This is a genomic window from Mucilaginibacter tolerans (genome assembly GCF_030519375.1).
Lineage (GTDB): Bacteria > Bacteroidota > Bacteroidia > Sphingobacteriales > Sphingobacteriaceae > Mucilaginibacter.
This window is the reverse complement of sequence record NZ_JAUMKB010000021.1, coordinates 1-26,027: the sequence shown is the minus strand read 5'-3', so window position 1 is coordinate 26,027 and position 26,027 is coordinate 1. Positions and strand designations below refer to the sequence as shown.

General features: G+C 43.0%; 22 protein-coding genes. 11 read left to right on the top strand and 11 right to left on the bottom strand.

Going from position 1 to position 26,027, the window contains the following annotated elements:
* The first annotated feature begins 38 nt into the window (after positions 1-38).
* From Q3A68_RS20695 to Q3A68_RS20685, 3 genes are all read left to right on the top strand, one after another.
* A complete protein-coding gene (locus Q3A68_RS20695; RefSeq protein ID WP_302903040.1) occupies positions 39-1,016 on the top strand; it encodes a phosphotransferase in 978 nt (325 codons plus the stop codon).
* 38 nt (positions 1,017-1,054) lie between these two features.
* Entirely contained in the window at positions 1,055-1,981 is a 927-nt protein-coding gene (locus Q3A68_RS20690) for a cobalamin-binding protein (protein ID WP_302903039.1), read from the top strand.
* A gap of 258 nt (positions 1,982-2,239) precedes the next feature.
* Positions 2,240-4,774: a family 20 glycosylhydrolase gene (locus Q3A68_RS20685; protein ID WP_302903038.1), complete on the top strand. Its 2,535-nt coding sequence runs from the start codon at positions 2,240-2,242 to the stop codon at positions 4,772-4,774.
* A 59-nt stretch (positions 4,775-4,833) separates the two neighbouring features.
* On the opposite strand, the gene Q3A68_RS20680 is transcribed toward Q3A68_RS20685, so the two are convergent.
* Positions 4,834-6,894: a TonB-dependent receptor gene (locus Q3A68_RS20680; RefSeq protein WP_302903037.1), complete on the bottom strand. Its 2,061-nt coding sequence runs from the start codon at positions 6,892-6,894 to the stop codon at positions 4,834-4,836.
* A 137-nt stretch (positions 6,895-7,031) separates the two neighbouring features.
* Between Q3A68_RS20680 and Q3A68_RS20675 the strand changes: the two genes are divergently transcribed.
* Entirely contained in the window at positions 7,032-8,972 is a 1,941-nt protein-coding gene (locus tag Q3A68_RS20675) for a T9SS type B sorting domain-containing protein (RefSeq protein WP_302903036.1), read from the top strand.
* A gap of 84 nt (positions 8,973-9,056) precedes the next feature.
* Positions 9,057-9,746, top strand: a complete 690-nt coding sequence (locus Q3A68_RS20670) for a VIT1/CCC1 transporter family protein (protein WP_302903035.1) — start codon at positions 9,057-9,059, stop codon at positions 9,744-9,746.
* Positions 9,747-9,966: 220 nt separating this feature from the next.
* On the opposite strand, the gene Q3A68_RS20665 is transcribed toward Q3A68_RS20670, so the two are convergent.
* Positions 9,967-10,488 carry an NADPH-dependent FMN reductase gene (locus Q3A68_RS20665; protein WP_302903034.1) on the bottom strand — a complete coding sequence of 174 codons (522 nt, stop codon included), beginning with the start codon at positions 10,486-10,488 and terminating at the stop codon, positions 9,967-9,969.
* A gap of 289 nt (positions 10,489-10,777) precedes the next feature.
* On the opposite strand from Q3A68_RS20665, the gene Q3A68_RS20660 reads away from it, so the two are divergent.
* The 5 genes from Q3A68_RS20660 (at position 10,778) to lepB (ending at position 15,459) form a co-directional block, all read left to right on the top strand.
* The gene (locus tag Q3A68_RS20660) at positions 10,778-11,581 is read left to right on the top strand and encodes a ParA family protein (protein ID WP_302903033.1); all 804 of its coding nucleotides are present in this window, start codon (positions 10,778-10,780) and stop codon (positions 11,579-11,581) included.
* Between the two features lie 4 nt (positions 11,582-11,585).
* Entirely contained in the window at positions 11,586-12,488 is a 903-nt protein-coding gene (locus tag Q3A68_RS20655; RefSeq protein WP_302903032.1) for a ParB/RepB/Spo0J family partition protein, read from the top strand.
* A gap of 2 nt (positions 12,489-12,490) precedes the next feature.
* Positions 12,491-13,153: a DUF5683 domain-containing protein gene (locus Q3A68_RS20650; RefSeq protein WP_302903031.1), complete on the top strand. Its 663-nt coding sequence runs from the start codon at positions 12,491-12,493 to the stop codon at positions 13,151-13,153.
* A gap of 83 nt (positions 13,154-13,236) precedes the next feature.
* A complete protein-coding gene (dapB, locus tag Q3A68_RS20645) occupies positions 13,237-13,989 on the top strand; it encodes a 4-hydroxy-tetrahydrodipicolinate reductase (RefSeq protein WP_302903030.1) in 753 nt (250 codons plus the stop codon).
* A gap of 27 nt (positions 13,990-14,016) precedes the next feature.
* Complete coding sequence (gene lepB / locus Q3A68_RS20640) at positions 14,017-15,459, top strand: signal peptidase I (RefSeq protein WP_302903029.1); 1,443 nt, start codon at positions 14,017-14,019, stop codon at positions 15,457-15,459.
* A gap of 86 nt (positions 15,460-15,545) precedes the next feature.
* On the opposite strand, the gene Q3A68_RS20635 is transcribed toward lepB, so the two are convergent.
* The 9 genes from Q3A68_RS20635 to rpmB all read right to left on the bottom strand — a co-directional run bounded on the left by Q3A68_RS20635 (position 15,546) and on the right by rpmB (position 23,659).
* Positions 15,546-16,625 carry an Ldh family oxidoreductase gene (locus Q3A68_RS20635; protein WP_302903028.1) on the bottom strand — a complete coding sequence of 360 codons (1,080 nt, stop codon included), beginning with the start codon at positions 16,623-16,625 and terminating at the stop codon, positions 15,546-15,548.
* A gap of 57 nt (positions 16,626-16,682) precedes the next feature.
* Positions 16,683-17,924, bottom strand: a complete 1,242-nt coding sequence (locus tag Q3A68_RS20630; protein WP_302903027.1) for an NHL repeat-containing protein — start codon at positions 17,922-17,924, stop codon at positions 16,683-16,685.
* 133 nt (positions 17,925-18,057) lie between these two features.
* Complete coding sequence (locus tag Q3A68_RS20625) at positions 18,058-18,594, bottom strand: RBBP9/YdeN family alpha/beta hydrolase (RefSeq protein WP_302903026.1); 537 nt, start codon at positions 18,592-18,594, stop codon at positions 18,058-18,060.
* Positions 18,594-20,255 (bottom strand): bacillithiol biosynthesis cysteine-adding enzyme BshC, encoded by a 1,662-nt coding sequence (gene bshC / locus Q3A68_RS20620; RefSeq protein ID WP_368045694.1) that lies wholly within the window; start codon positions 20,253-20,255, stop codon positions 18,594-18,596. Before bshC ends, Q3A68_RS20625 begins: the two co-directional genes overlap by 1 nt.
* Positions 20,256-20,319: 64 nt before the next feature.
* Positions 20,320-21,654, bottom strand: coding sequence for a 30S ribosomal protein S12 methylthiotransferase RimO (gene rimO, locus Q3A68_RS20615; protein WP_302903025.1), 1,335 nt, complete (start codon positions 21,652-21,654; stop codon positions 20,320-20,322).
* 125 nt (positions 21,655-21,779) lie between these two features.
* A complete protein-coding gene (ftsY, locus tag Q3A68_RS20610) occupies positions 21,780-22,745 on the bottom strand; it encodes a signal recognition particle-docking protein FtsY (protein WP_302903024.1) in 966 nt (321 codons plus the stop codon).
* Positions 22,746-22,915: 170 nt separating this feature from the next.
* On the bottom strand, positions 22,916-23,080 hold the full coding sequence (locus Q3A68_RS20605) for a DUF4295 domain-containing protein (RefSeq protein ID WP_302903023.1): 165 nt from the start codon (positions 23,078-23,080) through the stop codon (positions 22,916-22,918).
* A gap of 84 nt (positions 23,081-23,164) precedes the next feature.
* Complete coding sequence (gene rpmG, locus Q3A68_RS20600; RefSeq protein WP_002998409.1) at positions 23,165-23,347, bottom strand: 50S ribosomal protein L33; 183 nt, start codon at positions 23,345-23,347, stop codon at positions 23,165-23,167.
* A 78-nt stretch (positions 23,348-23,425) separates the two neighbouring features.
* Positions 23,426-23,659 (bottom strand): 50S ribosomal protein L28, encoded by a 234-nt coding sequence (gene rpmB, locus Q3A68_RS20595; RefSeq protein WP_302864976.1) that lies wholly within the window; start codon positions 23,657-23,659, stop codon positions 23,426-23,428.
* 257 nt (positions 23,660-23,916) lie between these two features.
* Between rpmB and acs the strand changes: the two genes are divergently transcribed.
* Positions 23,917-25,854 carry an acetate--CoA ligase gene (gene acs, locus Q3A68_RS20590; RefSeq protein ID WP_302903091.1) on the top strand — a complete coding sequence of 646 codons (1,938 nt, stop codon included), beginning with the start codon at positions 23,917-23,919 and terminating at the stop codon, positions 25,852-25,854.
* The last annotated feature ends 173 nt before the right edge of the window (positions 25,855-26,027 follow it).

The following is a 26,027-nucleotide window of genomic DNA, read 5'->3' as shown; positions in this document are numbered from 1 at the left end:
TACATTTGACTGATTACCAATAATTAAGCCAACATTTCATGATACCTGAAGACAAGAGAACTGTTGTTGACAAAGCCTTACAAGCAGCATTTGGAACCACTGATATTGAAGATATCCGTCAGCTTACTGCCGGGCTTTCATCAGCTTTGGTTTACCGCATAGTAATACAAGGTAAACCTTACCTGCTCCGCATCATTATGCGTACTGACGAGTTTGCTAATCCGGAACGCGAATACAATTGCATGCGGGCCGGTGCTGAAATTGGGGTTGCTCCCAAGGTGTGGTACACCAGCATTTCCGACAGGATTGCGATCACAGATTTTGTTGATGTTAAACCTTTTCCAGTTGAAGAAGCGAGGATAAAAATGCCAAAAGCTTTAAGGAAGCTGCATTCGCTCCCTCTTTTTCCGGTTTTTCAATACATAGATGCTGCGGCGCGCTTCAATAAAAAGCTTCTGGAATCGAAATTGATGCCGGAAGAAGAAATTAGCGAACTATTCCGGCAGTTTGACAGGATTAACAAAACCTACCCGCGTAACCCCAAAGATATGGTATCCAGTCACAGCGATCTGAAACCGGAAAATACACTTTATAATGGTGAAAAACTATGGCTGGTAGATTGGGAAGCGGCTTTTTCAAATGACCGGTATGCCGATCTGGCCATAGCCGGAAACTTTTTGATCGCTAACAATAAGGATGAAAAAGAATATCTTCAAAACTATTTTGAGGAAGAACCTACCGAATACCAGCATGCCCGTTTTTTCCTGATGCAACAGATTATTCATACGTTCTACCTCACTTCATTTGTCCTGTTTAGCAATCCGCAGGGGCCAATCGATATCAATATGCCACGATCCGGTTATCGTGAATTCAATGACTGGATATGGTCAGGCGAGATCAGTCTGGCGGATATGAACAACCGGCGATTATACGCTTTGGTTCACATGGATCAGCTCAAACGCAATCTGCAAACAGACCGTTTTGAGGATTCTTTGCGCATCGTTCAGTCGGCTTAATATTTTCAACTGTAAGCAGCTAACAGTACCTTTGCGTCATGCCATCCCAAAAAATTGTCTCGCTGTTACCTGCTGCTACCGAAATTGTTTGCGCCTTAGGATTGGAAGAAAATCTGGTTGGGCGTTCGCATGAGTGTGATTTCCCGCCTTCGGTAAAACAATTGCCGATATGCTCGGAAGCCAATATCCAGGACAATCTAAGCAGTGCAGCTATCGATGTCAAAGTAAAGGAACTGCTCACTGATGCCCTTTCTGTTTACACCGTAAAGAGGGATGTGATTAAACAACTGTCGCCTGATGTGGTAATTACGCAGGCGCAATGCGAGGTATGTGCTGTTTCGTTAACAGAAGTAGAAGAAGCACTAGAGGATTATTTGGATAAACAATCGACTATCATCTCATTACAACCCGATAGCCTGGATGCGATATTTAATACTATCCGTGAAGTGGCAGTTGTCTTGGGTGTCACAGAGAAAGGCGAACAATTAATAGAAGGATTACAGGAACGTGTAGATATCATCCGCCACAAGCTGAAGTTTATGGAGAATAAACCAAAGGTGGCTTGTATCGAATGGCTGGAACCAATGATGGTGTCAGGCAATTGGGTTCCGGAATTAGTTAATATTGCCGGAGGCGTGCCGATTCTGGCAGAAAATGGGAAACATTCGCCCTATGTAAAATGGGAAGATATTCGGCAGCAAGATCCGGACGCAATTGTAGTCATGCCCTGCGGATTTTCTATTGAGCGCACTATGAAAGAAGCAAATCTGTTACTTCAATTGCCGGGGTTTACCGAATTGAAAGCTGTAAAGAATAACCGTTTTTACATTGCCGATGGCAATCACTATTTTAACCGTCCCGGGCCACGGATAGTCGACTCTATTGAAATTTTAGCCGAAATCATCCACCCTAAACAATTTATTTTTGGATATGAGGGTGATGGGTGGATAAAGTTCTCTTTATAAACCAGAAATCCTCTTCAAATTTTGTCAGCTATTTTTGGCTAAAGCCCCTTATTTTGTCTAACTTACCGTTCCATAAATGGAACGTCAATGAATAGATACCCTGTTTCAGGTTCATCTTCTATTCATTGCTGTTGGGCTTTAGCCTAATACCTTAAGCTTTTCTTTTCAAAAGCAATTTTTCTTATAAAGAACATCATACTTTTTAAAATTTGCAAAAAAGTCTATATTTACGATTCAATAAAAACCTAATACTAAACTATGCGCCAATTACTTATTACAATGCTGATCTTCCTTGTCGGCACAAAGGCTAATGCCTCAAAAATTGATTCCCCACCACTTGATGCCCGTGATTTACAAATAAAATGGGAGGCAGTTCAGGATGACTATCAGAATAAGGCGCAATCATTAAACGCCATTACCATCACCAACACCGGCAAAAACACCCTCCCTTCAAGCGGTTGGAAATTATATTTCAATTCACCGCATGATTTTTTACCAACAAGCCCAACCGGAAATGTTAAGGTGGAGCATATCAACGGCGACCTGTTCAGCTTTACCCCGCTCAACACATTCACTGAATTAAAACCAGGAGGCTCGGTAAGGATTGAATTTATAGATACAGACAATATTGTTAACTTCACCGATGCACCCGAAGGATTCTATGTTGTTTGGGACGCACAGACTGATAAAGGCTATTCCGTTGGGGGAGTTAACATTGCTCCTTTCAAGCCTACTTACAAAGGGCTGATTACTCCTGAGATCATTTACAATCAAAATGCAAGCATTACCGATATTCCTGAAAAGCAGTTGACTAAAGTATTCCCTTCGCCGACAAGCTATTCGGAAATTAAAGGTGTTTTCAAACTAAACTCGGGCGTGCAGATTGTAAACGACAGCCGTTTTGAAAAAGAGGCAGAGGTATTGACTGACAAGTTCAGAACCATGCTTGAAGGCGGCAGCGCAGCAAGCGAAAACACCATTAAACTGGTTTATAAAGAAGGCATGAACCCCCAAGGGTACGCCATGGAGGTAAAGCCAAAGGCCATTTTCATCGTGGCCTCTACCCCGACCGGGATATTTTATGGCATACAATCCTTGTTATCACTGATCTCCCCTTCTGCTTATGTTAAACCGCAAAGCGAAATAAAAATACAATGTGTAGAGATTCAGGATGCGCCCCGCTTTGGCTACCGGGCATTTATGCTGGATGTGGGCCGCAATTTTCAAACAAAAAAGCAGGTTGAAAGATTGCTTGATTTGCTTGCATTATACAAGATCAACACCTTCCACTTCCATTTAACTGAGGATGAAGGCTGGAGATTGGAAATACCGTCGTTACCTGAATTAACCGAAATAGGCTCACAACGCGGGCATTCTTTAGACAGCAAGAAGTTTTTACCTGCATGCCATGGTTCAGGTCCTGAAACCGGTAAACTGGCGGGAAGCGGTTTTTATACGAAAGCGGATTATGTTGAGATATTAAAATACGCTAATGAAAGACATATTACTGTAATAACTGAGATCGAAACACCGGGCCATGCCCGTGCCGCTATCAAGGCAATGAATGCGCGCTATACCAAATTGATGGCGCAAGGTAAAAAAGCAGAAGCTGAAAAATATCTTCTGTATGATCTAAACGACAAATCCGAGTATAGCTCAAACCAGTTTTGGAACGATAATATCATGGATGTATCGCTGCCATCTACCTACAATTTTATTGGAACAGTTATCAATGATATTGTAGCAATGTACAAAGAGGCAGGCGCACCGCTAAAAATGATTCATTTTGGTGGCGACGAGGTGCCCGCACATGTTTGGGAAAAATCCCCTGCTTATGTTGCTCTGCAGGGCAGTCACCCTGAAATTCAAAACACAGGCGACCTGTGGTATTATTTCTATGGCAAAGTAAATCAGATGCTGAAAGCCAAAGGGCTTAACCTTGCAGGCTGGGAAGAAATGGCATTGCGCAAAACCAAGCTGGATGGCAGACCTGTTTACGTTCCAAATCCTGACTTTATGCCGGAGCACTTGCAAACCGAAGTTTGGAATAACACACTGGGCGATGGAAATGAGGACCTTGCCTATCGTCTTGCCAACTCGGGCTATAAAGTGGTGCTATCGTGTGTAACTAATCTGTATTTTGATATGGCGAATTATAAATCGTTTGATGAGCCGGGCTATTACTGGGGGGCGTTTTCGGATATTGACAAACCTTTTTCTTTTATTCCTTTTGATTATTTTAAAAACACCAAAGTTGATAAAAACGGGCTGCCAATTAACCGCAATATCTTTATCGGCAAACAACGGCTGACCGACTACGGCAAAAGCAATATTGTTGGTCTTCAATGCGCCCTGTGGGGAGAAACCGTTAAAACAACAGAACGCGAGGAATACATGCTGTTGCCACGCTTGCTTGGATTTGCTGAACGTGCGTGGTCGCAGGACCCTGAATGGGCGACAACAAATGATACTACCAAAAGTCAGGAGCTTTACGCTCAGGCATGGTCAAATTTCTTAAACGTGTTGGGCAAACGTGAGCTGCCCCGTCTGGATTATCTTAATGGTGGGTATGGGTACCGCATCCCAAAACCGGGAGTGATAGAACAAAATGGTAAATTAATTGCTAACGAACAGTTTCCCGGTCTAACTATCAGATACACCACCAACGGCAAAGATCCGGACGCAAAAAGCTCTGTGTATAACGATGGTGTTACAATAGAAAATTCGTTAATAAAATTTAGAACTTTTAACAACAAAGGCAGGGGTAGCAACGTTACTGAGATAGCTAAATAACAGAGCACCGCAGCACTAAAAGTTCTCGCTGCAAATGGGAACTTTTAGTGCTCATCCAGTTAAAGCACAAGCTTCAGGCCCGCATAATAATTCCTGGGAGCGGCTGCGTTATAATACCGGCCTCCTACTGCGTTCAGATCATTACCAAGGCTATATTTCTGGTTCAGAATATTGTCTGCACCCACGTAAATGGCTAACCTGGTTTTAGGGCTTATCACGCACTCCCATCCTGCTTTTGCCTCTACTAAATGGTAAGCAGGTGCATAGGCTGTACTGGCATCATTTAGGGGGATTTTTGCCGTATAGTTATATTGCCCAAAGACATACAAATGCTCTGGAAACTTAATTTGCACATTACCAACTAATACCTGGTTGGGTACTCCTGTTAATTGATTATGCGTGCTCTCGAAGGAAAAACGATCAATTGTAGCGGATGCATTTATTTGCAGACCTCTGATGAAACTGATATTGTTTTGGCGGATAACCCAGTCGCTGAAATATAATTCAAGCCCTGGCTGACTTGTTCCCCCTGCATTGATGTAGTATGTTGTTCCATCGGCATTTTGCTGAGGGTCGATGGCATTATTAAGCTTATAATAAAAAACAGCGGCATCCAGGAACATGCTCTCATCGGCATTACGCAGCCTGAAACCAGTCTCATAGTTCCAGCCGTCTTCTGCCTGCAAACTTGTGTTGATCACCTGGTCTGTAGGCCTGATCTCGGCTGTTGTCGGTGTGGAATATCCACGGCTTACCGATGCACGCCAGATAAAATTGTTGGTTATCTGGTAAGATAAAGCTAACCTTGGCATCAATTGCGGAGTAAAGCTGCGGTTTGTAAATACGGCTTCGTTATTGGGGAATACATTCCGGAATTTATAATCATAATAATTCAGGCTCAATGCTGCTTCTACATGCAAACGCTTATAAATATCTGCGAAGTAACGCGCAAAAATAAAGTGCTGATTAGTATGTATTCTATCCAGCGTTTGTGCTGTATCTCTCACACCCGATCTGTTGCCATAGCTATTTATATCTGAGTTGGTTTGCTGCCATTCCAGTCCAACATTCACTTTCCAGTTAATTGCCGGGTTCGGCTTGCCACTTAATTCAAAATAGGTTCGCAGACCGTAAGTACTTTCATAACGCTGATTGTAAGTAGTAATAAATGGATTGGAGAAATCCACGTAGCTGCCAAATATGGATGTTACATTTTTTAGCTGATCAGTTACCTGCCAGTTATTTACAAGACCCCCGATCATTATTTTTTGATAAACGCCTGCTTTTTGCTGTATTGCTCCTGGCAAGGTTTTGGTGGGTAGCCGCGCCTGTTTTGGATCAGCCTGGTATTGGGCCAATGTCAACCCGCCAGGTGTTTCATAACCCATATCAGAATAAAAACCCAGGAATTTAAGCTGATCAGCTTTAGAGAAAGTTACCTTATCAACCGCCTGCACATAATTGCGATCCATATAACTATGCTGACGGTAGCCGCTATAAGTTTCATAAGCTTGATTGATGTTCAGCTGATGATTACCCGAAGTATTTTGCAGGCCAACATTCTGATGAAAGAGCCCGTACGAACCTCCATTTAGTTCTGCTGATAAGTAGTTGCTATTATTATAACGCCTAACCGGGCTAATCAACACGACGCCACCTGAGTTGGCTCCAAACAGACTACCGTCCGGGCCTTTTAGTATTTCAATGCCTTGCACGCTATTTACATCTACTGCATTCAGATAGGTATTACCTCCGGCATCGGTTAGGGGTATCTCGTCAAAATATATCTTTATATCACGTACTCCAAAAGGCGAGCGCAATAAACTACCCCGGATGGATAAACGGTAGCTTCCTGGGGAACGCTCCTCCATACGCACTCCGGGAACAGTGTTCATCGATGATACCAGCGAATTTTCGGGTTGTAGAGCCAATTGAGAGGGACTTAATACCGCTACCGAAGCAGGTACGCTCAAAACCGGCTGCTCTATCAGGTAGCCCTTTACTGTTAGTTCTGTTAAATGTCTTAAAGCATCCTTCTTTAAAGTATCTGTTCTGTTTTGAGAAAAACTAATCAAGGGAGCTGCGGCAAAAAGAAAAATTGAAGGGTAGATTTTCATCATAAGCATCAACTGGGGTTACAACAAATGTAACCCTTTATGCTGCAAAAACCGTTAGCTGATAAAGAATTTGATAGACAAAGAAATACATCACTTAAAGTATTATTTTTGAAGTTGGGCTTTTTGCCCGATCAATATTAATGCGACCGAGAAGCTCTGACTTATTTTTACTTTTTTTATTAATATTTTTCACATCAAGGTCCCTTGCTCAAACTTGTTCGGGTAGCCTGGGCGATCCAGTTATTGACCAAACTTTCGGCGCAGGCTCTAACCCGGGCATGACCTTGTCTGGCGGTATCACCAATATGAACTACACGTCCAGCAATTGTCCTAATGATGGTTATTATACCATAGCAAATAGCGTTACAGGAAACTGTTACGGCGTTTGGCATAATGTAACAACCGACCATACCGGTAACCCGAACGGCTACATGATGATTGTTAATGCCAGCTTCCAGCCAAGTACCTTTTTTACGCAAACAGCCAATGGACTATGCCCAAATACCACCTATGAGTTTTCGGCATACATCCTGAACTTATACGCCCTTGCAGCAAGCAAGCCAAATTCAATTCCACCTAATATTACTTTTTCTATCGAGACGACTACCGGGCAGGTATTAAAAACACATAATACCGGCGATATCCTACCTACAGCTCAACCCAAGTGGGATAAATACGCTACTAATTTTACCACACCAGCCGGGGTGACCGATGTCGTAGTTAAAATGATCAATAACGCGCCGGGCGGCAACGGCAATGACCTGATATTGGATGATATTGCCTTCAGGCCTTGCGGTCCGATTGTACAAACAGGTTTTGGTGACCTGACCTCAACGGGGGATCAAAATATTTGCGAGGGGAGCAAGGCAAGTTACACGCTTAAAGCAAGTGTAGGCGCTGGGTACAATAACCCATTTTTACAATGGCAGGCCAATCAAAATAATACCGGCTGGATGAATATTCCCGGGCAGACGAGTGCTGTATTTAATTTAAATATCACTAATGCTCAAAGCGGCGTCTATCAATACAGGCTGGCTGTAGGCGAAGGTGAAAACATATTATCTCCCACCTGCAGTGTGAGTTCCCAGCCACTTACAATAAATGTCAATCCTTTACCAATAGCGCACTTACCCGCAACTCCCATTGTTTGCGAAGGAGACGCGCTAACATTAACCGCTACAGGAGGTGCAAGTTACACCTGGTCGGGGCCGAATATCGCTTCAAGTAATCAAAACCCGCTTATTATTAATAATGTTACCCCTGCAAATGCCGGTATTTATACCGTTGTTGCTACATCAACCAGTGATTGTACCAGTGCATCTGTACAAACAACTGTGAAGGTTGTTCCTAAAGTGGTGGCTGTTGTAGGCAACAACCCAACGATTTGCGCAGGTGAATCAACACGCCTGACTGCATCCGGCGGTATTTATTATAAATGGACGCCGTCAACCGGATTAGATCATGACGATATGCCCAACCCGGTAGCTACCCCCTCACAAACTACCACATACACAGTTAAAGTAAGCAATGACGCCTGCTACGATGATACCAAATCTGTGACGGTAACAGTAAACAATAACCCTGTAGCAAATGCGGGTGATAATAAAGTAATTTTCGAAGGGCAATCGGTACAGTTAAACGGCGCAATGGCTGGCGATAATATCAGCAACCATTATTGGACGCCTACGACGGGTCTTGATAATCCAAACGCTATTGCACCCAATGCCAGCCCGAAAGATGATATTACCTATACCCTAAATGTCGTATCGCAAACGTGTGGCACAGCAACAAGTACAGTTTCTGTACGAGTTTATAAAAAGATCACCATCCCAAATGCATTCACACCGAATAATGATGGCATCAATGACTTTTGGAACATCGATGCCTTAATTACTTATCCGTCATGTCTTGTTTCAATATTCGACCGCAATGGCCAAAAAGTATATCAAAGTACCGGTTACCCAAAATCATGGGACGGTACCCGAAATGGCTCACCTTTACCAGCGGGCACCTATTATTACATTATTGACCTGAAAAACAATACGCCTAAACTATCCGGGTGGGTAGTGATCATACGCTGAGTTTATTTTGTAAATCCTAATTCAGACTAATCATAAATAACATTTTGATATTCAAAACGATAATCATACTTGTACTTTTATCTTATGCATCACGAACATCATTTAAAAAGCTCAGATACTATAAAAGACATTGTTATCGGCATGTCTGATGGCTTAACCGTGCCGTTTGCATTAGCGGCGGGTTTGAGCGGAGCTACTGCTGCCTCCCATATTGTGGTAACTGCAGGCATAGCTGAAATTGTAGCAGGATCAATAGCCATGGGACTTGGCGGTTTCCTGGCCGGAAAGACCGAGGCCGATCATTACAATTCCGAACTGAAAAGAGAATACGATGAAGTAGAAAGAGTTCCGGAGCAGGAGAAGATGGAAGTTCGGGAGGTATTTGCTGGCTTTGGCATATCCGAACATTTACAGCACGAGATCGCCAACGAAATGGCCAAAGACAAAAATGCCTGGGTTGATTTTATGATGCGTTATGAATTGGGGCTCGAAAAACCCGAAGCAAACCGCGCCACACAAAGCGCTATTACGATCGGCTTTTCTTACATCGTCGGTGGAATTATCCCTTTGTCGCCGTACTTCTTTATACACGAGTCACAGCAGGCTCTGTACTACTCTTGCGCTATCACCTCTGTCTGCCTGTTTATATTTGGTTACTTCAAAAGCAAAGTTACCGGGCAGCCTCCATTATCTGGCGCCTTAAAGGTTCTGATCATTGGCGCATTGGCCGCCGCAGCCGCATTTGGTATGGCTAAGGTGATAAATGGGGGTTAGTCAATTGGTTGAAGTGGTTGTAATAGTTGTAATGGTTGTAATGGTTGGAAAAGTTTTTTTTGCCAAATCATAGTGATAAAGAGTAGCGATACGCAGTTCAAATCCGAGCCACTTTACTGCATGTAATAGGCCATTTAACTCGACACTAGTAAAAGAGATTAAATCGAATGGCTAACTAAGTTAACGACCACAACCTTTACAACCACTCCAGCTTTTACAACTAAAACCTAATAAACTTATCAATCTGCTCATTAGTAAACTTCAGGGTATCTTCTTTAAAAAAATCGCCATGGGTATCCAATTCTTTATGAACCGATGGGATATGGATCTTCAACGGCATTACATGCAGGTGAATATAATTGCATATGCCTGTAAAATGGTCTATACCGCGAATGTTGCCATACCTACCGGATGACACGCCCACCAATGCTGCTTTCTTTTCATAGAAGCTCTCCGGAAAAGAACAGGCATCTATAAATACTTTAAGCACTCCCGGAAAACTGCCATTGTACTCGGGAATAACAAATAGGAATTTATCCGTTTTGGTAACGATCTCCTGGATAGGCTCAAATTCTTTGCTGCGCTTTCCATAGAGGTCAGTTTCGATCAGGTTAGGTGGCAATTCAGACAACGATAGCAATTGGGTATCGGTTCCTTTTTCGTTTAACCTCCGTTGGTAATATTGAGCGACTTTAAGCGTTGAACTTCCTGAACGATTAGTGGATGATATAATGGTGATCATTTTTTAATTAGTGAATGAATGAGTTAGCGAATGAGTAAGTTAAAAGAGTTTTTTGACTGAAATCGTGGAAATTCTTAAATGATGAAAATCGGGTTCTAACCATTCGCTAACTCACTCATTCACTAATTCGCTAATTGCTTTTGTTTGTAATTTGCCATAAGCTGTGGATTTCTGTATAGTTAAAATATGTATCTTTAGCCCGGTAAATTACCTTTGCGAAGGTAGAAATTTCTGCTTTCACTTTGCGTTGGTATAAACCTACACCTGTAAAAAAAATTGGAACATACGAATGAGTAAAATTATTGCTTTAGCCAACCAAAAAGGCGGCGTAGGAAAAACTACATCCTCCATAAACCTGGCTGCAAGTTTGGCAGTTCTGGAATACAAAACACTACTGGTTGATGCCGATCCGCAGGCTAATTCAACATCAGGTATAGGCTTTGACCCGCGTACAATTAAAAATAGCGTCTATGAGTGCATTATCAATGATATTGATCCGCATGAGGCTATCCAGAAAACCGAAACCCCTAATCTCGACCTATTGCCAGCTCACATCGACCTGGTTGGCGCAGAGATAGAAATGATCAACCTGGTTGATCGGGAGTATAAAATGAAAGCCGTACTCAACAGCATACGCGATGAGTATGACTTCATCATCATTGATTGTTCACCATCATTGGGCCTGATCACTATCAACGCTTTAACAGCTGCCGATTCGGTGATCATCCCTGTTCAGTGCGAATACTTTGCGTTGGAAGGTTTAGGCAAACTCCTGAACACAATAAAAATTGTGCAAACCCGCTTAAATACAGCGCTGGAAATTGAAGGCATATTGCTAACCATGTATGATGTAAGGCTCCGCCTCTCAAACCAGGTGGTTGAAGAAGTGAAAAATCATTTCGAAGACATGGTTTTTGAAACAATTATTCAACGTAACACACGTTTAAGCGAAGCACCCAGCTTTGGAATGTCGGTGATTATGCACGACGCCAATAGCAAGGGGGCCATTAATTATCTGAACCTGGCCCGCGAAATTGTACGAAAAAACGGAATGTTAAAAGGCGAAACCATAGCCACAACAGAAACTATATAAATAAATGAGTGCAGAGAAGAGAAATGCTTTGGGTAAGGGATTAAGCGCCCTTTTGAATGATTCTGTAAACGTACTTCCGAATAAAAATGAAATTGGCACGAGCGCTGACGTAAACGCAATGGGCTCGGTCAACGAAATAAAAATTGCCGAAATAGAAGTTAACCCTTTTCAGCCGCGTACTGATTTTGACCAGGAAGCTTTGGCAGAACTGGCTGACTCCATTAAACTTCAGGGCTTAATTCAGCCAATTACGGTAAGAAAGGTAAATTCCCATAAATTTCAACTGATATCAGGTGAACGTCGTTTGCGCGCATCGAAATTAGCCGGATTAACACAGATACCTGCTTACGTACGTACAGCCAACGACCAGCAGATGCTGGAAATGGCATTGATCGAAAACATTCAGCGTGAAAACCTGAATGCAATAGAAGTTGCCCTGAGCTTTCAGCGGATGATAGATGAGTGCAGCCTGAAACAAGAGGAACTTGGCGAGCGCGTAAGCAAAAACCGTTCGACAGTAACCAATTACCTGCGTTTGCTAAAATTGCCGCCAACCATCCAGGCATCTATCCGAGATAACCAGATCAGTATGGGGCATGCAAAAGCATTGATATCTGTTTCTGACGCTGCAAAGCAATTGTATATTCATCAGCAGATTATACAGCATGAGCTTTCTGTGCGCAAAGTGGAAGAAATAGTGCGCGAGATGCAAAAGGTACCTTTAAAAAAGGAAGGCAAACAACCTGAACCCTTGTCATTCCAGGTGCAAAAGATACAGGACGACCTTGCATCAAAATTCAGCACAAATGTTAAACTAAAATTAAACAGCCAGGGAAAGGGCAGTATTGAAATCCCTTTCTTATCTGAGGATGATCTTAACCGCATCCTTGAAATGCTGGATTGGTAAGCATGCATAAACATTTGTTCATTTTTTGGCTTCTGTTGGGATTGGCTGTCGCTGCAAAAGCTCAACAGCCAGACACCATTGTCGTGAAAAACAAAAAAGACAGTCTGAACCGGATAAAGGATTCGGTAACCTCAAAGCGTTATTATCCTAAGATAACCAAAGAGAAGACCTACCACCCCGATTCTTTGCACGATCCGCATAAGGCGGTGATGCGTTCATTAATGATACCTGGCTGGGGGCAATTGTATAATCATCGGTGGTGGAAATTGCCGCTTATCTATGGCGGATTAGGTTTGTTAGCCGATGTGGTTGTATATAATCAGCATTGGTACAAGATTTTTTTGAACGAAGCCTTGCTTCGCGAAAAGGGTATTGTTGGAACCAGCCAAAATAATCCAATACTCGTTAAGGTGTCGAATGATGATGTGGTCACCTACACCAATAGTTTTCGACGTGACCGCGACCTCGGCATATTGGGTTTCCTTGGCGGATGGGGTATACAGATGGTAGATGCATATATCGATGCCAAATTTATCCGGAGCTATACTATGGACAATAATCTATCTATAAAAGTAAGTCCAGGCACAATAAGCCAACCTGTATATGCCTTAAACAGCAATACTACATTTATTCCCGCTGTAAAAATTACCTTTACACTTAAATAAGTCGCTAAATATCCTTCCATAAACAAGACTTAAAAAGAATAAAATATATCTTTACGCCTGCTGTTAACGAAGAATTACAAGTAATGAACATTGCATTATTAGGATACGGGAAAATGGGAAAGATTATCGAGAAGATCGCCACTGACCGTAAACATAACATCGTATTAAAAATTGACCACGATAATCAGCATGAATTAACTGCTGAGAACCTGAAAAAAGCGGACGCTATAATAGAATTTACCACCCCGGCCTCTGTTTTGAGTAATATACAACACTGTTTTGATGCCGGAGTTCCTGTTGTTGTGGGTACAACAGGCTGGTATGAGCATTTGCCTCAGGTAAAACAAAATTGCATTGAGACAGGGAACACATTGTTGTATGCATCAAACTTTAGTGTTGGAGTAAATATCTTCTTCCACATAAACAGAAAGCTGGCCAAGCTGATGAATAATTACCCTTACTATGATGTACAAGTGGAAGAAATTCATCACACCCAAAAGCTGGACTCGCCGAGTGGCACAGCCATTACCATAGCCGAAGGAATCATCGAAAACGTCGACCGCAAAAAAGAATGGGTAAATGTTTTAACCGCTGAAGGCAATGACGCTGATGACAGCAGCTTGAGAAACAACCAGGTACTAATTGAGTCATTCCGTATCGATAGCGTGCCAGGCACTCATACTGTTATCTATGATTCGGAAGTAGATACCATTGAATTTAAACATACAGCGCACAACCGGAATGGTTTTGCACTGGGCGCAGTGCTTGCTGCGGAATGGGTTCATAATAAAAAAGGCTTTTTCTCTGTTGAAGAGATGTTCAATTTTGATATTTAAGATAAAACTTCACTAAAAAATACCAGCGTGAGTATCATAGAACTTATTATCTTCCTTGTATTATATATCGTGTTGCCATTTGTTGGCTTTGCGAAATTATTTGAAAAAGCCGGACAACCGGGCTGGCAGGGTTATATCCCTGTTTACAACGCTTATGTGATCATTAAGCTTACTGGCAAGCCAAAGTGGTGGATCGTTCTGATGCTGATTCCTGCTATCAATATTCTTGCAATCATAGGTCTCACTATTGATTTGCTTAAATCATTTGGCAAATTCTCCTTACGCGACTGGGCCGCGGGAATAATATTGCCCTTTATTTACCTGATCAAATGGGGAAATGATAAGGAAACCAAATATCTTGGTCCTTCACAAACTCAGGAATTTAGAGAAAAGCACAGTAAACAATTAAAAAAATCATCGGCCCGCGAGTGGACGGAAGCTATTGTTTTTGCAGTGTTGGCCGCAACAATAATCCGCACCTTCTTCATTGAAGCTTACGTGATCCCTACCGGCTCGATGGAGAGCTCGTTGCTGGTTGGCGATTATTTATTTGTGAGCAAAATGAATTACGGTCCTCGTCTGCCGATGACACCGCTGTCTTTCCCTTTTGCCCAAAATACGATGCCGCTTATCAATACTAAGTCTTATTCAGACATTATAAAACTACCTTACTATCGTTTGCCTGGATTTAACGATGTAAAGAAAGGCGATGTTGTGGTATTCAATTATCCAATGCAGTCCGATTCGCCGTGGAACAGACCTGTAGATAAGCAAGATAATTATATTAAGCGCTGCCAGGGAGCTCCGGGCGATACGCTTTCTATCGTAAATGCCCAGGTTTATATCAACGGCAAAGCTATGCCTAATCCGCCACAAGGCCAGCCTTCATACCTTGTGCATACTGATGGAAACGCACTTAATCCACAGTTGTTAACCGATCTGCATATTACCCTGGTCAATCAATCGAGCCCATCGGATTATGAAATGCTGATGACTCGTCAATCAGCAGCCACTTTAAAAGGTTACTCGAACGTTAAATCAGTCACCGAGTCAATCCAGCCAAAAGGCACCTTTGACAGGAACATTTTCCCTTCGGACCCTACGTTGCCTTGGAGTGTTGATAATTATGGGCCTATTATTATTCCCAAAACAGGCATGACTATAAAATTGGACAAATCAAATTTTCTTGTTTATAGACGTGTTATAGAGGTTTATGAAAACAACAAGCTGGAACTAAAAGACAACGACATCGTGATTAATGGCAAAAAAGCTACCAGCTACACATTTAAGCAAAACTACTACTGGATGATGGGCGATAACCGTCATAATTCAGAGGATTCACGTTTCTGGGGATTCGTACCTGAAGATCATATTGTAGGTAAGGCTTTGTTTATCTGGATGAGTACTGATTCAGCCGGAAGTTTCTTAAACTCTATCCGCTGGAGCAGGTTATTTAAGGGAATACATTGATAGAATGCGGATTTGAAGGTTAGATCGTGTATTGATTTATTAAGATTTTCCGTCCTGAGCGACAGCGAAGCTTGATAAAAATAAAATCAACTCCTTAACAGTTCTACCCCAAACCTCCCAGCTATTTCATTCAAGTCTTTTACAACGGCTTCAACCAAAGGTATGCCGCTCAGTTTTCTTGCTGCTTCAGCTTCCAATTCTGGTTCACCGGGAATGATCACTTTCTGATTAGGATCTATAGTAGCGGACGATTTAAAGCGATGTATCCAATTATCCATATGCTGCTTAAACTCTGCAACCGGACGGAAGCCATCAATCCGCATAGCGCCAACAAAATGACCGATACCTGTACCAACCGGATCATTCGGCGGATCAAGAAAAGCTACAAATGGCGGCACCCATGGGCCATAATTAGCGCCTGATAACACTGCCGAAAGTATATCGACCGTAGCACTCAACCCAAACCCTTTATGACTGCCGTGATCACGGTCGCTGCCCAATGGCAATAAAGCCCCGCCTGATTTTAAAGCGTGCGGATCAGTAGTTGGTTCTCCCTCTTTATTTTGTATCCAGCCCTCGGGGACCTGCATACCTGCCCGCTGAGCGATCTCCAATTTACCATTGGCCGCAGCTGACGTAGCCATATCTACGATCACCGGTGGGTATTTACCAGCTGGGAAAGCGTAACACACGGGATTAGTACCCAATAAACGCTCGCTTGAAAAGGTTGGTGATACCAGCGGACTGGCATTGGTCATCGCAAAGCCAATCATATCTTTTTCTACTGCCTTCATAGCATGATAGCCGGCGATCCCGAAATGATTTGAGTTTCTCACCGATACCCATCCCGAGCCATATTTCTCTGCCTTCTCAATTGCTACCTTCATTGCAAAAGGAGCTACGACTAATCCCAACCCTGCATCACCATCGACTGTAGCGGTTGTTGCTGTTTCGTGTACAATTCTGAGATCCGGATCAGTATTGATCCGTTTTTTCTCCCACAAGCGTACATAGCCCTGCAATCTTGCTACACCGTGCGAATCGATGCCACGCAGATCTGATTTGATCAATACATCGGCCGAAAGGCGCGCATGTTCAGCACTACAGCCCATTGCTGCAAAAATATTTTCGGTAAAACTACGGAGGGTAGATTCAGAGATGAGCATACGGGCAAATATAACAACCTTATGCCATCCGTTTAAATACGTTTTTGGGTTTGAAATTTAATGAAGTCTATTTTTCAAGGCAGAACGGTTATTTAAAACCCTTCCAGTATGGTAATAGATTTTTTGCACGGTATGTCCCAGTGCAGACTTTGGTAATATTCCTGCTACTGTACTCACCATATCAGCAGGTGTAATTTTTCGGATCAGGTTATTATTAGCGTCAGCTACATACAAGTTGCCTGATGCATCGATAGCTATTCCTGCAGGATCGTTAAAAGATGCCTGTATGCCTAACCCATTCTGTGCTCCTGCCTGCCCACTACCCGCGATAGTTGTAACCGCCCCTGTCGGCGTCACCGCACGGATCCGGTTATTTATATCATCGGTTACATATACACCTCCAGAGGCATCTACTGTAAGGCTATTGGGAAAGTAAAACCTTGCAGCGGTATCTAATCCATCTTTTGAGCCAATATCACCGTTGCCGGCAAGCGTAGTAGTAGTGCCATCAGGAGCTACTTTTCGTATCATGTTATTTAGCATATCTGCCACATACACATTCCCGGAGCCATCTACTGCTACACCTGTGGGATTATTAAAAGTAGCAGAAGTCCCGGCGCCGTTATTTGAGCCTGGGTTGCCGTTGCCTGCAAGCGTTCTTGTATTGCCTGACTGACTAATCACGCAAATCCTGTTATTGCCTGCATCAGCCACGTACACATTACCCGACGCGTCTACTGCTACTCCACTCGGTCCCGAAAAAAGCGGTTGCTCCGTCACAGTGTTACTTGTATCGGCTGCCACCACCGTACCTGCAAGCGTACTTACAGTGCCGTCGGGTGTAATTTTACGGATCAGGTTATTCCCCGCATCAGCAACATACACATTGCCTGCGCCATCCACCGCTAATCCGGATGGTCTATTGAATGATGCCAGTTTGCCCAACCCATTTATAGCGCCAACATTCCCCGTTCCGGCCAGGGTTGACACTGTGCCGTTTACAGATATTTTTTGTATCCTGTTATACCAGTAATCGGCCACATAAAGATTGCCGGCTGCATCAACCGCTACATCAGAAGGCGATGAAAAAAGAGCCGGTATTACTGTAGTCGAGTCAGTTGTACCCGTACTTCCTGTAATGCCCGTTGCACCGGTAGTTCCTGTATTATTGTAAGGAGTGGGGTCGTATTTACCCGGAATTATTTTAACGTCAGTTTTAGTACATGACGCTATAATAGCCACTACACACAAAATGACTGTGGCACGTAATAATCGCCTAAAATGAGGTAAATATCTCAATGCTGATAATTAAACTGGTATTTGTACGTTGACCGCAGACGCTATGTTCACGCCGGTCAATCAAAGATAATATTTGAGTTGAGTAGAAATGGTTGTTAGGTTAAATAGTTTAAGCTGTTAACTGGTCAACCGGTTAACTATCCAATTTCTTCAATATCTCCAGTCCTTCATCCCATTGGCCGTATCCTGATGATATATTGATATGCCCGGCTTCGCCAATATTGATCAATTCGCTACCCCAGGCATGGGCAAAGTGTTTTGCACGATCGATATTTGCACAAAAATCATTGGAACTGGCTACAACAATTGACGGAAATGGCAATTTAAATAATGGCATCGGTGCAAAACCAATCGCTCCCTGTGGAAAAGTTTGCGCTTCCGGGTCAGCGGGAGCTACCAGTAAAGCGGCCTTAACCTTCGTTTGATATCGCTCCGCCCATTTGGCTAAGGCCGAACATACGGCACTGTGGCCAACCAGTATCACCTTTTTAGGATCATATTTTGACACCGTCTTTTGGATGTTTGCTACCCACTCATCCCTGAACGGGGTTTCCCATTCCTGTTGCTCTATCCGGGTAAAGCCATATTCTTTTTCCCATAAAGATTGCCAATGCTGCGGCCCCGAGCCGCCAATGCCGGGAAGGGTTAGGATAGTAGATTGAAATTGCATTATTTTTCAGTCAGTACGGTAAATTTAAAATCCAGCGGTTCAAAGTTGTGGATAAGTTCGTCGATAAATTGTTGGCCCCATTTTACATAAAACAAGCCAAAATTTTCGGTTCGTTCCTGCAGGCTGTCTTTCGGGAAAAGCTCAGCCTTAATATGATCGATCTGCTCGAGACGTGTATGGTAATTTTTCTTTTCGGCCCTGATCAGCTTCTTCTCTAATCTGTCGATAGCGTGCTCCAACCTTGCTTGTATGGCGCTTGTGGATTGCGCCAATGTAGGGTCGATTTTAGATGAACGAAGCTTGATCTTTTCAAGGGTTTGATGAAGTTCACCCCATTCCTCTTTTAAGGAAAGTTCATGATCGCTATGCTGCTTTATCCAGTTGGTTTTAATGGTATCCGTACTTTTGAATAATTCAGCCAATGGTAACCCCATGCGCTCAACTTTTGAGGCTGATTGCTTAGGAATAACCAAACCTGAATTACGTAGAATCAATATCGGAAAATCAACCTTATAATATTCAAAGTTCGACTTCAGTTCCAACCAGTAGACCACTTCGGCACCACCACCCACATAAGCAATATTCGGTAAAATATACTCCTGGTACAAGGGCCTCATCACCACGTTAGGGCTGAAATGCTCAGGCGTTGATTGAATCTCTTTCTGTAATTCCTCGTTGGTAAAGCTAATCTCCGTGTTCAGTACCTTATAAATGCCATCCTCAAAAACAATACGCTCGCGCAAACCATCACTCAAATAGAAAAAATTGATCTCTCGCGGATTTACCTGTATTTGTACATGCAGATTTTTGAGTTGTTCGTTGGTGGTCTCGATGTTTTTTGAGCTAAGCTGCTTAATAATATCTTCTTCGATAATATGGGCGAATTGCTTTTTCAGGTCATGGTCATCTGCATCGATAATTACCAAACCGTATTGCCCGAACAAGGCATTCACCAGATAACGTGTCGCATCAGCAAGTTTGTCGAACCTGCCATACGCGGTCTCTACAATCTCAGCTAATTCTTCGGCATGATGATCCAGGCCCAGAACCCCTTTATACTGGTTCAAAGCCTGACGCATGGTAACAGGATCGATACGCCCCGTTGCTCCGGATGCTTCATACCACCAATGCACTTTTTTACCGCCAATATTGGTGTAGTTGATCTCTGCAAAGTCGTGATCCTCGGAGGCCATCCAGTAAACGGGGACAAAGTTTTTATCCGGGAATTTCTCCTTTAATTGACGCGCCAGTTTGATTGCAGTGACAATCTTATAGATAAAATATAAAGGCCCGGCAAAAATGTTAAGCTGGTGACCGGTAGTTATCGTATAGGTATTTGTTGATTTGAGGAGATCGATATTACTCTGAACCAGTGGTGAGTGACGAGTAGTGAATGGTGAAATAGCTTGATATTGCTCTGTCAATACACTTGTCAGCAGGTCTCGGTCAGCAACTACTTTTTTGTTTTGAAGCAGCGCTTTAAAACCGTCCCAATCAGGTCTGTAGCTATAAAAAGGGCGTAATTCGGCTTTATCTTCCAGGTAATCGTTAACCGTTTGTGTGAAATATCCGGTCTCTTTGTAGCTTATACAGGCTGCATCCATTATTTTGATTTCGGATTTGGGATGTTCGATTTCTGGTTTGATTATAGCCTCCATCATCTAGTTTATTACCCGAAATTAGATTTTAAAATCTGAAAACAATAACGGTCCGCTTAAAATCCGGTTATTTTACAATTTGTCCATAAAGATCGAAGTCTTCCGCACTGTCAATCTTCACGTTAACCAAGCTGCCTACCGTAGCATAATGCTTTTTAGCGTCTATCAGCACCTCATTATCTACCTCAGGCGAATCAAACTCTGTACGGCCAACAAAATAACCGCCATCTTTTTTGTCGATCAGCACTTTATACGTTTCGCCTATCTTCTCCTGGTTTTTTTCATACGAAATGCCCTGTTGGATCTCCATAATAGCATCGGCGCGATCCTGTTTTACTTCTTCCGGAACATCATCTACTAAAGAATGAGCATGTGTTTTTTCTTCATGCGAGTAAGTAAAGCAGCCCAGGCGATCAAAACGGGTTTCTTCAACCCATTGCTGCATTTCTTGAAAATCTTGCTCCGTTTCGCCCGGATAACCGGTGATCAGCGTAGTACGCATTGCGATATTCGGAACTTTATCACGGATGGCATTTACCAGGTCGATGGTTTTTTGTTTGGTCGTTCCGCGTCGCATGGATTTCAACATATTGTCGCTGATATGCTGCAGCGGCATATCCAGGTAGTTGCAAATGTTCTCACGCTCATTCATCACATCCAAAATCTCCATCGGAAAACCGGAAGGATAGGCATATTGCAAACGAATCCACTCGATACCGTTCACATCCGATAAGTGGCGCAGCAATTCATCCAGGTTGCGTTTATTATAAAGATCAAGACCGTAGTAAGTCAGGTCCTGAGCGATCAAAATCAATTCTTTGGTGCCATTTTTTGCGAGATGCTGCGCTTCTTTTACCAAATCCTCAATCGGTTTGGATACGTGTTTGCCGCGCATCAAAGGAATAGCACAAAACGAGCAGGGACGGTTACAACCCTCAGCAATCTTAAAATAGGCAAAATGAGTTGGTGTGGTTAACAAACGTTCCCCTACCAATTCGTGACGGTAATTGGCGCCTAAAGTGCTCAGCAGGTTTTGCAGCTCATTGGTACCGAACCAAGAATCCACGTTGGTAATTTCCGCTTCCAGTTCGGGTTTATAGCGTTCAGACAAGCAACCGGTAACGATCACCCTCCCTACTTTTCCCTGTTCTTTCAGCTCACTGTATTGGAGGATAGTATCTATCGATTCCTGCTTGGCATTATCAATAAATCCGCAGGTATTGATCACGATGATATCATCACTGTTTACTTTCTCCGCCTCGTGCACCACATCAAAGCGGTTGCCTTTCAGCTGACCCATCAATACTTCTGAATCATAAGTATTCTTAGAGCAACCCAGGGTTACCACATTAACACGCGGTTTATTTATTTTTTGAGGCTGATTAATTTCTTTTGTTTTCATATCACACTGTATCTATCTGCGGAATCATTTTGAGCACCGGTATCACACTGAGGTTCTTGAAGTGCGTGTGTAGAGGCCCTACCCACCATGCTTCGAGCGCCTCAGCATGCCCCCCGTTTATCTTTTTATTGTTTAAATAAACTATCCACAAATGCCTTCCTGTCAAACAACTGCAAGTGTTCCACACCTTCACCTACACCTATATATTTTACCGGTATCCTGAACTGATCGGATATACCGATCACCACACCGCCTTTGGCCGTGCCATCCAGCTTGGTTAATGCCAGCGCATTTACAGCAGTAGCTTCGGTAAACTGTTTGCATTGCTCAATAGCATTCTGACCTGTCGAAGCATCCAGTACCAGCAATATCTCATGCGGTGCTCCGGGCACCACTTTTTCCATCACATTTTTGATCTTCGTCAGCTCGTTCATCAAACCAACTTTGTTGTGCAAACGACCGGCTGTATCTATAATGACGACATCATCACTGTTGGCAACTGCCGAACGTAAAGTATCATAAGCGACAGACGCAGGATCGGAACCCATGGCCTGCGCAACTACACGCACCCCGATACGGTCACCCCACAATTGTATTTGCTCCACCGCTGCCGCACGGAAAGTATCTGCCGCACCGATCACCACTTTATTGCCGGCTTGTTTCAGTTTATGCGCCAGCTTGCCTATGGTGGTGGTTTTACCCACCCCATTCACACCAACTACCATAATCACATAGGGCTTATGGTTACCATACTCAAAATTGGTAAAATCGTTACTATTATTTTCAGCAAGTAAATGCTGTATCTCGTCGCGAAGCAGGTTGTTTAATTCAGATGTCCCCACATATTTGTCGCGGGCTACGCGATCCTGTATACGTTTGATGATCTTTAGAGTAGTGCTTACCCCAACATCCGAGGTTACCAGTACTTCTTCCAAGTCGTCGAGCACATCGTCATCAACGGTCGATTTGCCTGCAACAACCTTAGTAATCTTTGAAAAAAAGCTGTCCTTGGTTTTTTCCAAACCGGTATCCAGCGCCTGCTGTTCCTGCGGCGTGCTTTCCTTCTTCTTAAAAAAATCGAATAATCCCATGATTTAAATTGGCAGATATGCGAATGTGCAAATATGCAGATTGATTTAATTCCTGAATGTCAATTTATTTAAAGTTCATTTGCACATCTGCATATCCTATGCATTTGCACATCAACAAAAAAAGCCCTCTCGCTAACACAAGACGGCTTTTATATATTTTTCTGATCTGATTAGTGACCTTTAGCAGCGTTGATCGCATCTTTAACGTGGTCGTTATGTACGATTACTTCTTTGAATGAATAAGCACCTGTTTTAGGCGACTTAGTCATGGTGATCACTTTTGAATATTCTTTGCCTTTTCCTGTTTTAAGGGTTGCAACTACTTTCTTTGCCATGCTCTTATAATTATTGAGTTAGTGAATGAGTGAATTAGTGATTGTCAAGATTAACTTAATCAACCAATCACCTTAATCAACCAATTACTTAATTTCTTTATGAACGGTTACTTTTCTTAATACCGGGTTGAATTTTTTCAATTCCAGTCTTTCAGTAGTATTTTTCTTGTTCTTGGTAGTGATATAACGAGACATGCCTGGCAGTCCGCTTTCTTTATGCTCGGTACATTCTAATATTACCTGAACCCTATTACCTTTTTTTGCCATCGTATTTTTAATTATTGAGTTAGTGAATGAGTGAATTAGCGATTGAACTCAATCAACCAATAAACACAATCAACTCTATTAAATGTATCCTTTTTTAACGTATTTATTGATACAGGCAGTTATACCATTCTTGCTGATGGTTTTAACAGCCGAAGTAGATACTTTTAAAGTGATCCACTTATCTTCTTCAGGAATATAAAACTTCTTCAGCTTTAAATTAGGGTGAAACCTGCGTTTGGTCTTAACATTTGAGTTAGAAACGTTGTTACCAACCAGTGAACCTTTTCCTGTTAAATCACAAATTCTTGACATGACAATCGATTTAATTCAATCCCTTTTTGTAAAAGAGTTTGCAAATATCCGAATTTTGAATCAAATATTCAATAGAGAATTTAAAAATATTTAAAAAAGGCCTACGCAGTAAAAAGGACGATCCTGACAGGCTACTCCAATTGTTATAAAATTATTAAATTATTGCTGCAAGCAATCCCCTTTATCAATAAAATTGCTAATTTTCGCTCACCAATTTGCTATTTGATATTCCGCTGTGCTTAGTGAAATGTTCGGTCATTAAGCAACAACAAAATCTATCAAAAAATATAACCATGAAGATCACTTCTTTTGAAGAGTACCAACAAGCCTATCAGAAAAGCGTAGAACAGCCCGAAGAGTTCTGGGCCGACATTGCCGGTAATTTCCAATGGCGCAAACCTTGGCTAAAGGTGCTGGAATGGAACTTTACTGAACCTAATGTAAAATGGTTCAGGGGAGCTAAATTAAATATTACCGAAAACTGCCTCGACCGTCACCTTCCAAAACTGGGGGATAAACCTGCGATCATCTGGGAACCGAACGATCCAAGTGAAGATCACCGGGTACTGACCTATCGCCAGTTGCACGAGAAGGTTTGTGAGTTCGCCAATGTGTTAAAAAACAATGGTGCGCGCAAAGGGGACCGTATCTGTATCTATATGCCGATGGTACCCGAACTGGCCATCGCTGTACTTGCCTGCGCAAGGATTGGCGCTATTCATTCGGTGGTGTTTGGTGGGTTCTCAGCACAATCTATAGCCGACAGAATAAAAGACGCTACCTGCAATATTGTGATCACTGCCGATGGCGGGTTCCGTGGCACCAAAGAGATACCGTTGAAAAACGTAATAGATGATGCGTTGGTGCAATGCCCTTCGGTAAAAAAAGTGATCGTGCTTACACGCAGCCGTACGCCTATTTCCATGATCAAGGGTCGCGATGTGTGGTGGGAAGATGAGATTAAAAAAGTAGAAACACAAGGCAATACTTCGTGCGAAGCCGAAGAAATGGATGCCGAGGATATGCTGTTCATCCTGTATACATCGGGTTCAACGGGCAAACCTAAAGGCGTGGTACACACTTGCGGCGGGTATATGGTTTATGCCGGATATACTTTCGCCAATGTGTTCCAGTATAATCCGGGCGAGATCTTTTTCTGTACTGCAGATATCGGTTGGATCACCGGGCACTCCTATATTGTATACGGGCCATTGTCGCAAGGGGCCACCACCTTTATGTTCGAGGGCATACCAACCTGGCCAAGTCCGGGAAGGTTCTGGGAGATTGTTGAGAAATACAAAGTCAACATATTATATACTGCGCCAACTGCCATCCGCTCGCTGATGAGTTTCGGTACGGATGTGGTAAAAAATAAGGACCTCAGTTCGCTAAAGAAATTAGGCTCGGTAGGCGAACCGATCAACGAGGAAGCATGGCACTGGTTTGATGAGAACGTGGGTCACAAAAACTGTCCGATAGTGGATACCTGGTGGCAAACCGAAACCGGCGGCATTATGATATCGCCTATTGCCGGCGTCACCAAAACCAAGCCAAGCTATGCCACCCTACCATTACCTGGTGTTCAACCTGTATTGGTAGACGAGACCGGCAAAGAAATAGAAGGCAACGGTGTAAGCGGTAACCTGTGCATCAAATTCCCATGGCCGGGCATGCTACGCACTACTTATGGCGACCATGAGCGCTGCCGTCAGACTTACTTTTCATCCTATCCCGGCAAATATTTTACCGGCGACGGCTGCTTACGCGATGAGGATGGCTATTACCGGATCACCGGCCGGGTAGATGATGTACTGAACGTATCAGGGCACCGTATCGGTACTGCTGAGGTAGAAAATGCAATTAATATGCACGCCACCGTAGTGGAGTCTGCCGTAGTAGGTTATCCACATGATATAAAAGGACAGGGTGTTTATGCATTTGTAGTAAGTCCAAATATGCATGGTGATGAAGAATTGACCCGCAAGGATATCCTGATGACGGTTACCCGCATTATTGGCGCCATCGCCAAACCTGACAAAATACAGTTTGTAACCGGTTTGCCAAAAACACGTTCGGGAAAGATCATGCGCCGTATTCTGCGTAAAATAGCCGAAGGTGATACCTCGAATTTAGGTGATACGACGACGCTACTGGACCCGGCTGTGGTGGAAGAGATAAAGGCGGGAGCTTTGTAAATAACGTCAAGAGCCAAGACTTAAGTTAGAAATCAGTCACCGATAGCAAGGATCTGGCAAAATAAACCAACAGGTTATAAGACAAAGCTCCATGAAAATGGACTGAACCCCAAAAGTTGGACGAATTTAAAAATTAATTGTAATGATGAGCCCGATAAATTATCGGGCTCATC

Excerpts from the sequence above, each read along its gene's own strand:
- ftsY (WP_302903024.1), bottom strand. The coding sequence starts at position 22,745 with ATGGGATTATTCGATTTTTTTAAGAAGAAGGAAAGCACGCCGCAGGAA.
- rpmG (WP_002998409.1), bottom strand. The coding sequence starts at position 23,347 with ATGGCAAAAAAAGGTAATAGGGTTCAGGTAATATTAGAATGTACCGAG.
- Q3A68_RS20665 (WP_302903034.1), bottom strand. The coding sequence starts at position 10,488 with ATGATCACCATTATATCATCCACTAATCGTTCAGGAAGTTCAACGCTT.
- Q3A68_RS20685 (WP_302903038.1), top strand. The coding sequence starts at position 2,240 with ATGCGCCAATTACTTATTACAATGCTGATCTTCCTTGTCGGCACAAAG.
- Q3A68_RS20680 (WP_302903037.1), bottom strand. The coding sequence starts at position 6,894 with ATGATGAAAATCTACCCTTCAATTTTTCTTTTTGCCGCAGCTCCCTTG.
- dapB (WP_302903030.1), top strand. The coding sequence starts at position 13,237 with ATGAACATTGCATTATTAGGATACGGGAAAATGGGAAAGATTATCGAG.
- Q3A68_RS20660 (WP_302903033.1), top strand. The coding sequence starts at position 10,778 with ATGAGTAAAATTATTGCTTTAGCCAACCAAAAAGGCGGCGTAGGAAAA.
- Q3A68_RS20655 (WP_302903032.1), top strand. The coding sequence starts at position 11,586 with ATGAGTGCAGAGAAGAGAAATGCTTTGGGTAAGGGATTAAGCGCCCTT.
- Q3A68_RS20670 (WP_302903035.1), top strand. The coding sequence starts at position 9,057 with ATGCATCACGAACATCATTTAAAAAGCTCAGATACTATAAAAGACATT.
- Q3A68_RS20625 (WP_302903026.1), bottom strand. The coding sequence starts at position 18,594 with ATGCAATTTCAATCTACTATCCTAACCCTTCCCGGCATTGGCGGCTCG.
- Q3A68_RS20695 (WP_302903040.1), top strand. The coding sequence starts at position 39 with ATGATACCTGAAGACAAGAGAACTGTTGTTGACAAAGCCTTACAAGCA.
- Q3A68_RS20635 (WP_302903028.1), bottom strand. The coding sequence starts at position 16,625 with ATGCTCATCTCTGAATCTACCCTCCGTAGTTTTACCGAAAATATTTTT.
- Q3A68_RS20690 (WP_302903039.1), top strand. The coding sequence starts at position 1,055 with ATGCCATCCCAAAAAATTGTCTCGCTGTTACCTGCTGCTACCGAAATT.
- Q3A68_RS20605 (WP_302903023.1), bottom strand. The coding sequence starts at position 23,080 with ATGGCAAAGAAAGTAGTTGCAACCCTTAAAACAGGAAAAGGCAAAGAA.
- Q3A68_RS20650 (WP_302903031.1), top strand. The coding sequence starts at position 12,491 with ATGCATAAACATTTGTTCATTTTTTGGCTTCTGTTGGGATTGGCTGTC.
- bshC (WP_368045694.1), bottom strand. The coding sequence starts at position 20,255 with ATGATGGAGGCTATAATCAAACCAGAAATCGAACATCCCAAATCCGAA.
- Q3A68_RS20675 (WP_302903036.1), top strand. The coding sequence starts at position 7,032 with ATGCGACCGAGAAGCTCTGACTTATTTTTACTTTTTTTATTAATATTT.
- rpmB (WP_302864976.1), bottom strand. The coding sequence starts at position 23,659 with ATGTCAAGAATTTGTGATTTAACAGGAAAAGGTTCACTGGTTGGTAAC.
- rimO (WP_302903025.1), bottom strand. The coding sequence starts at position 21,654 with ATGAAAACAAAAGAAATTAATCAGCCTCAAAAAATAAATAAACCGCGT.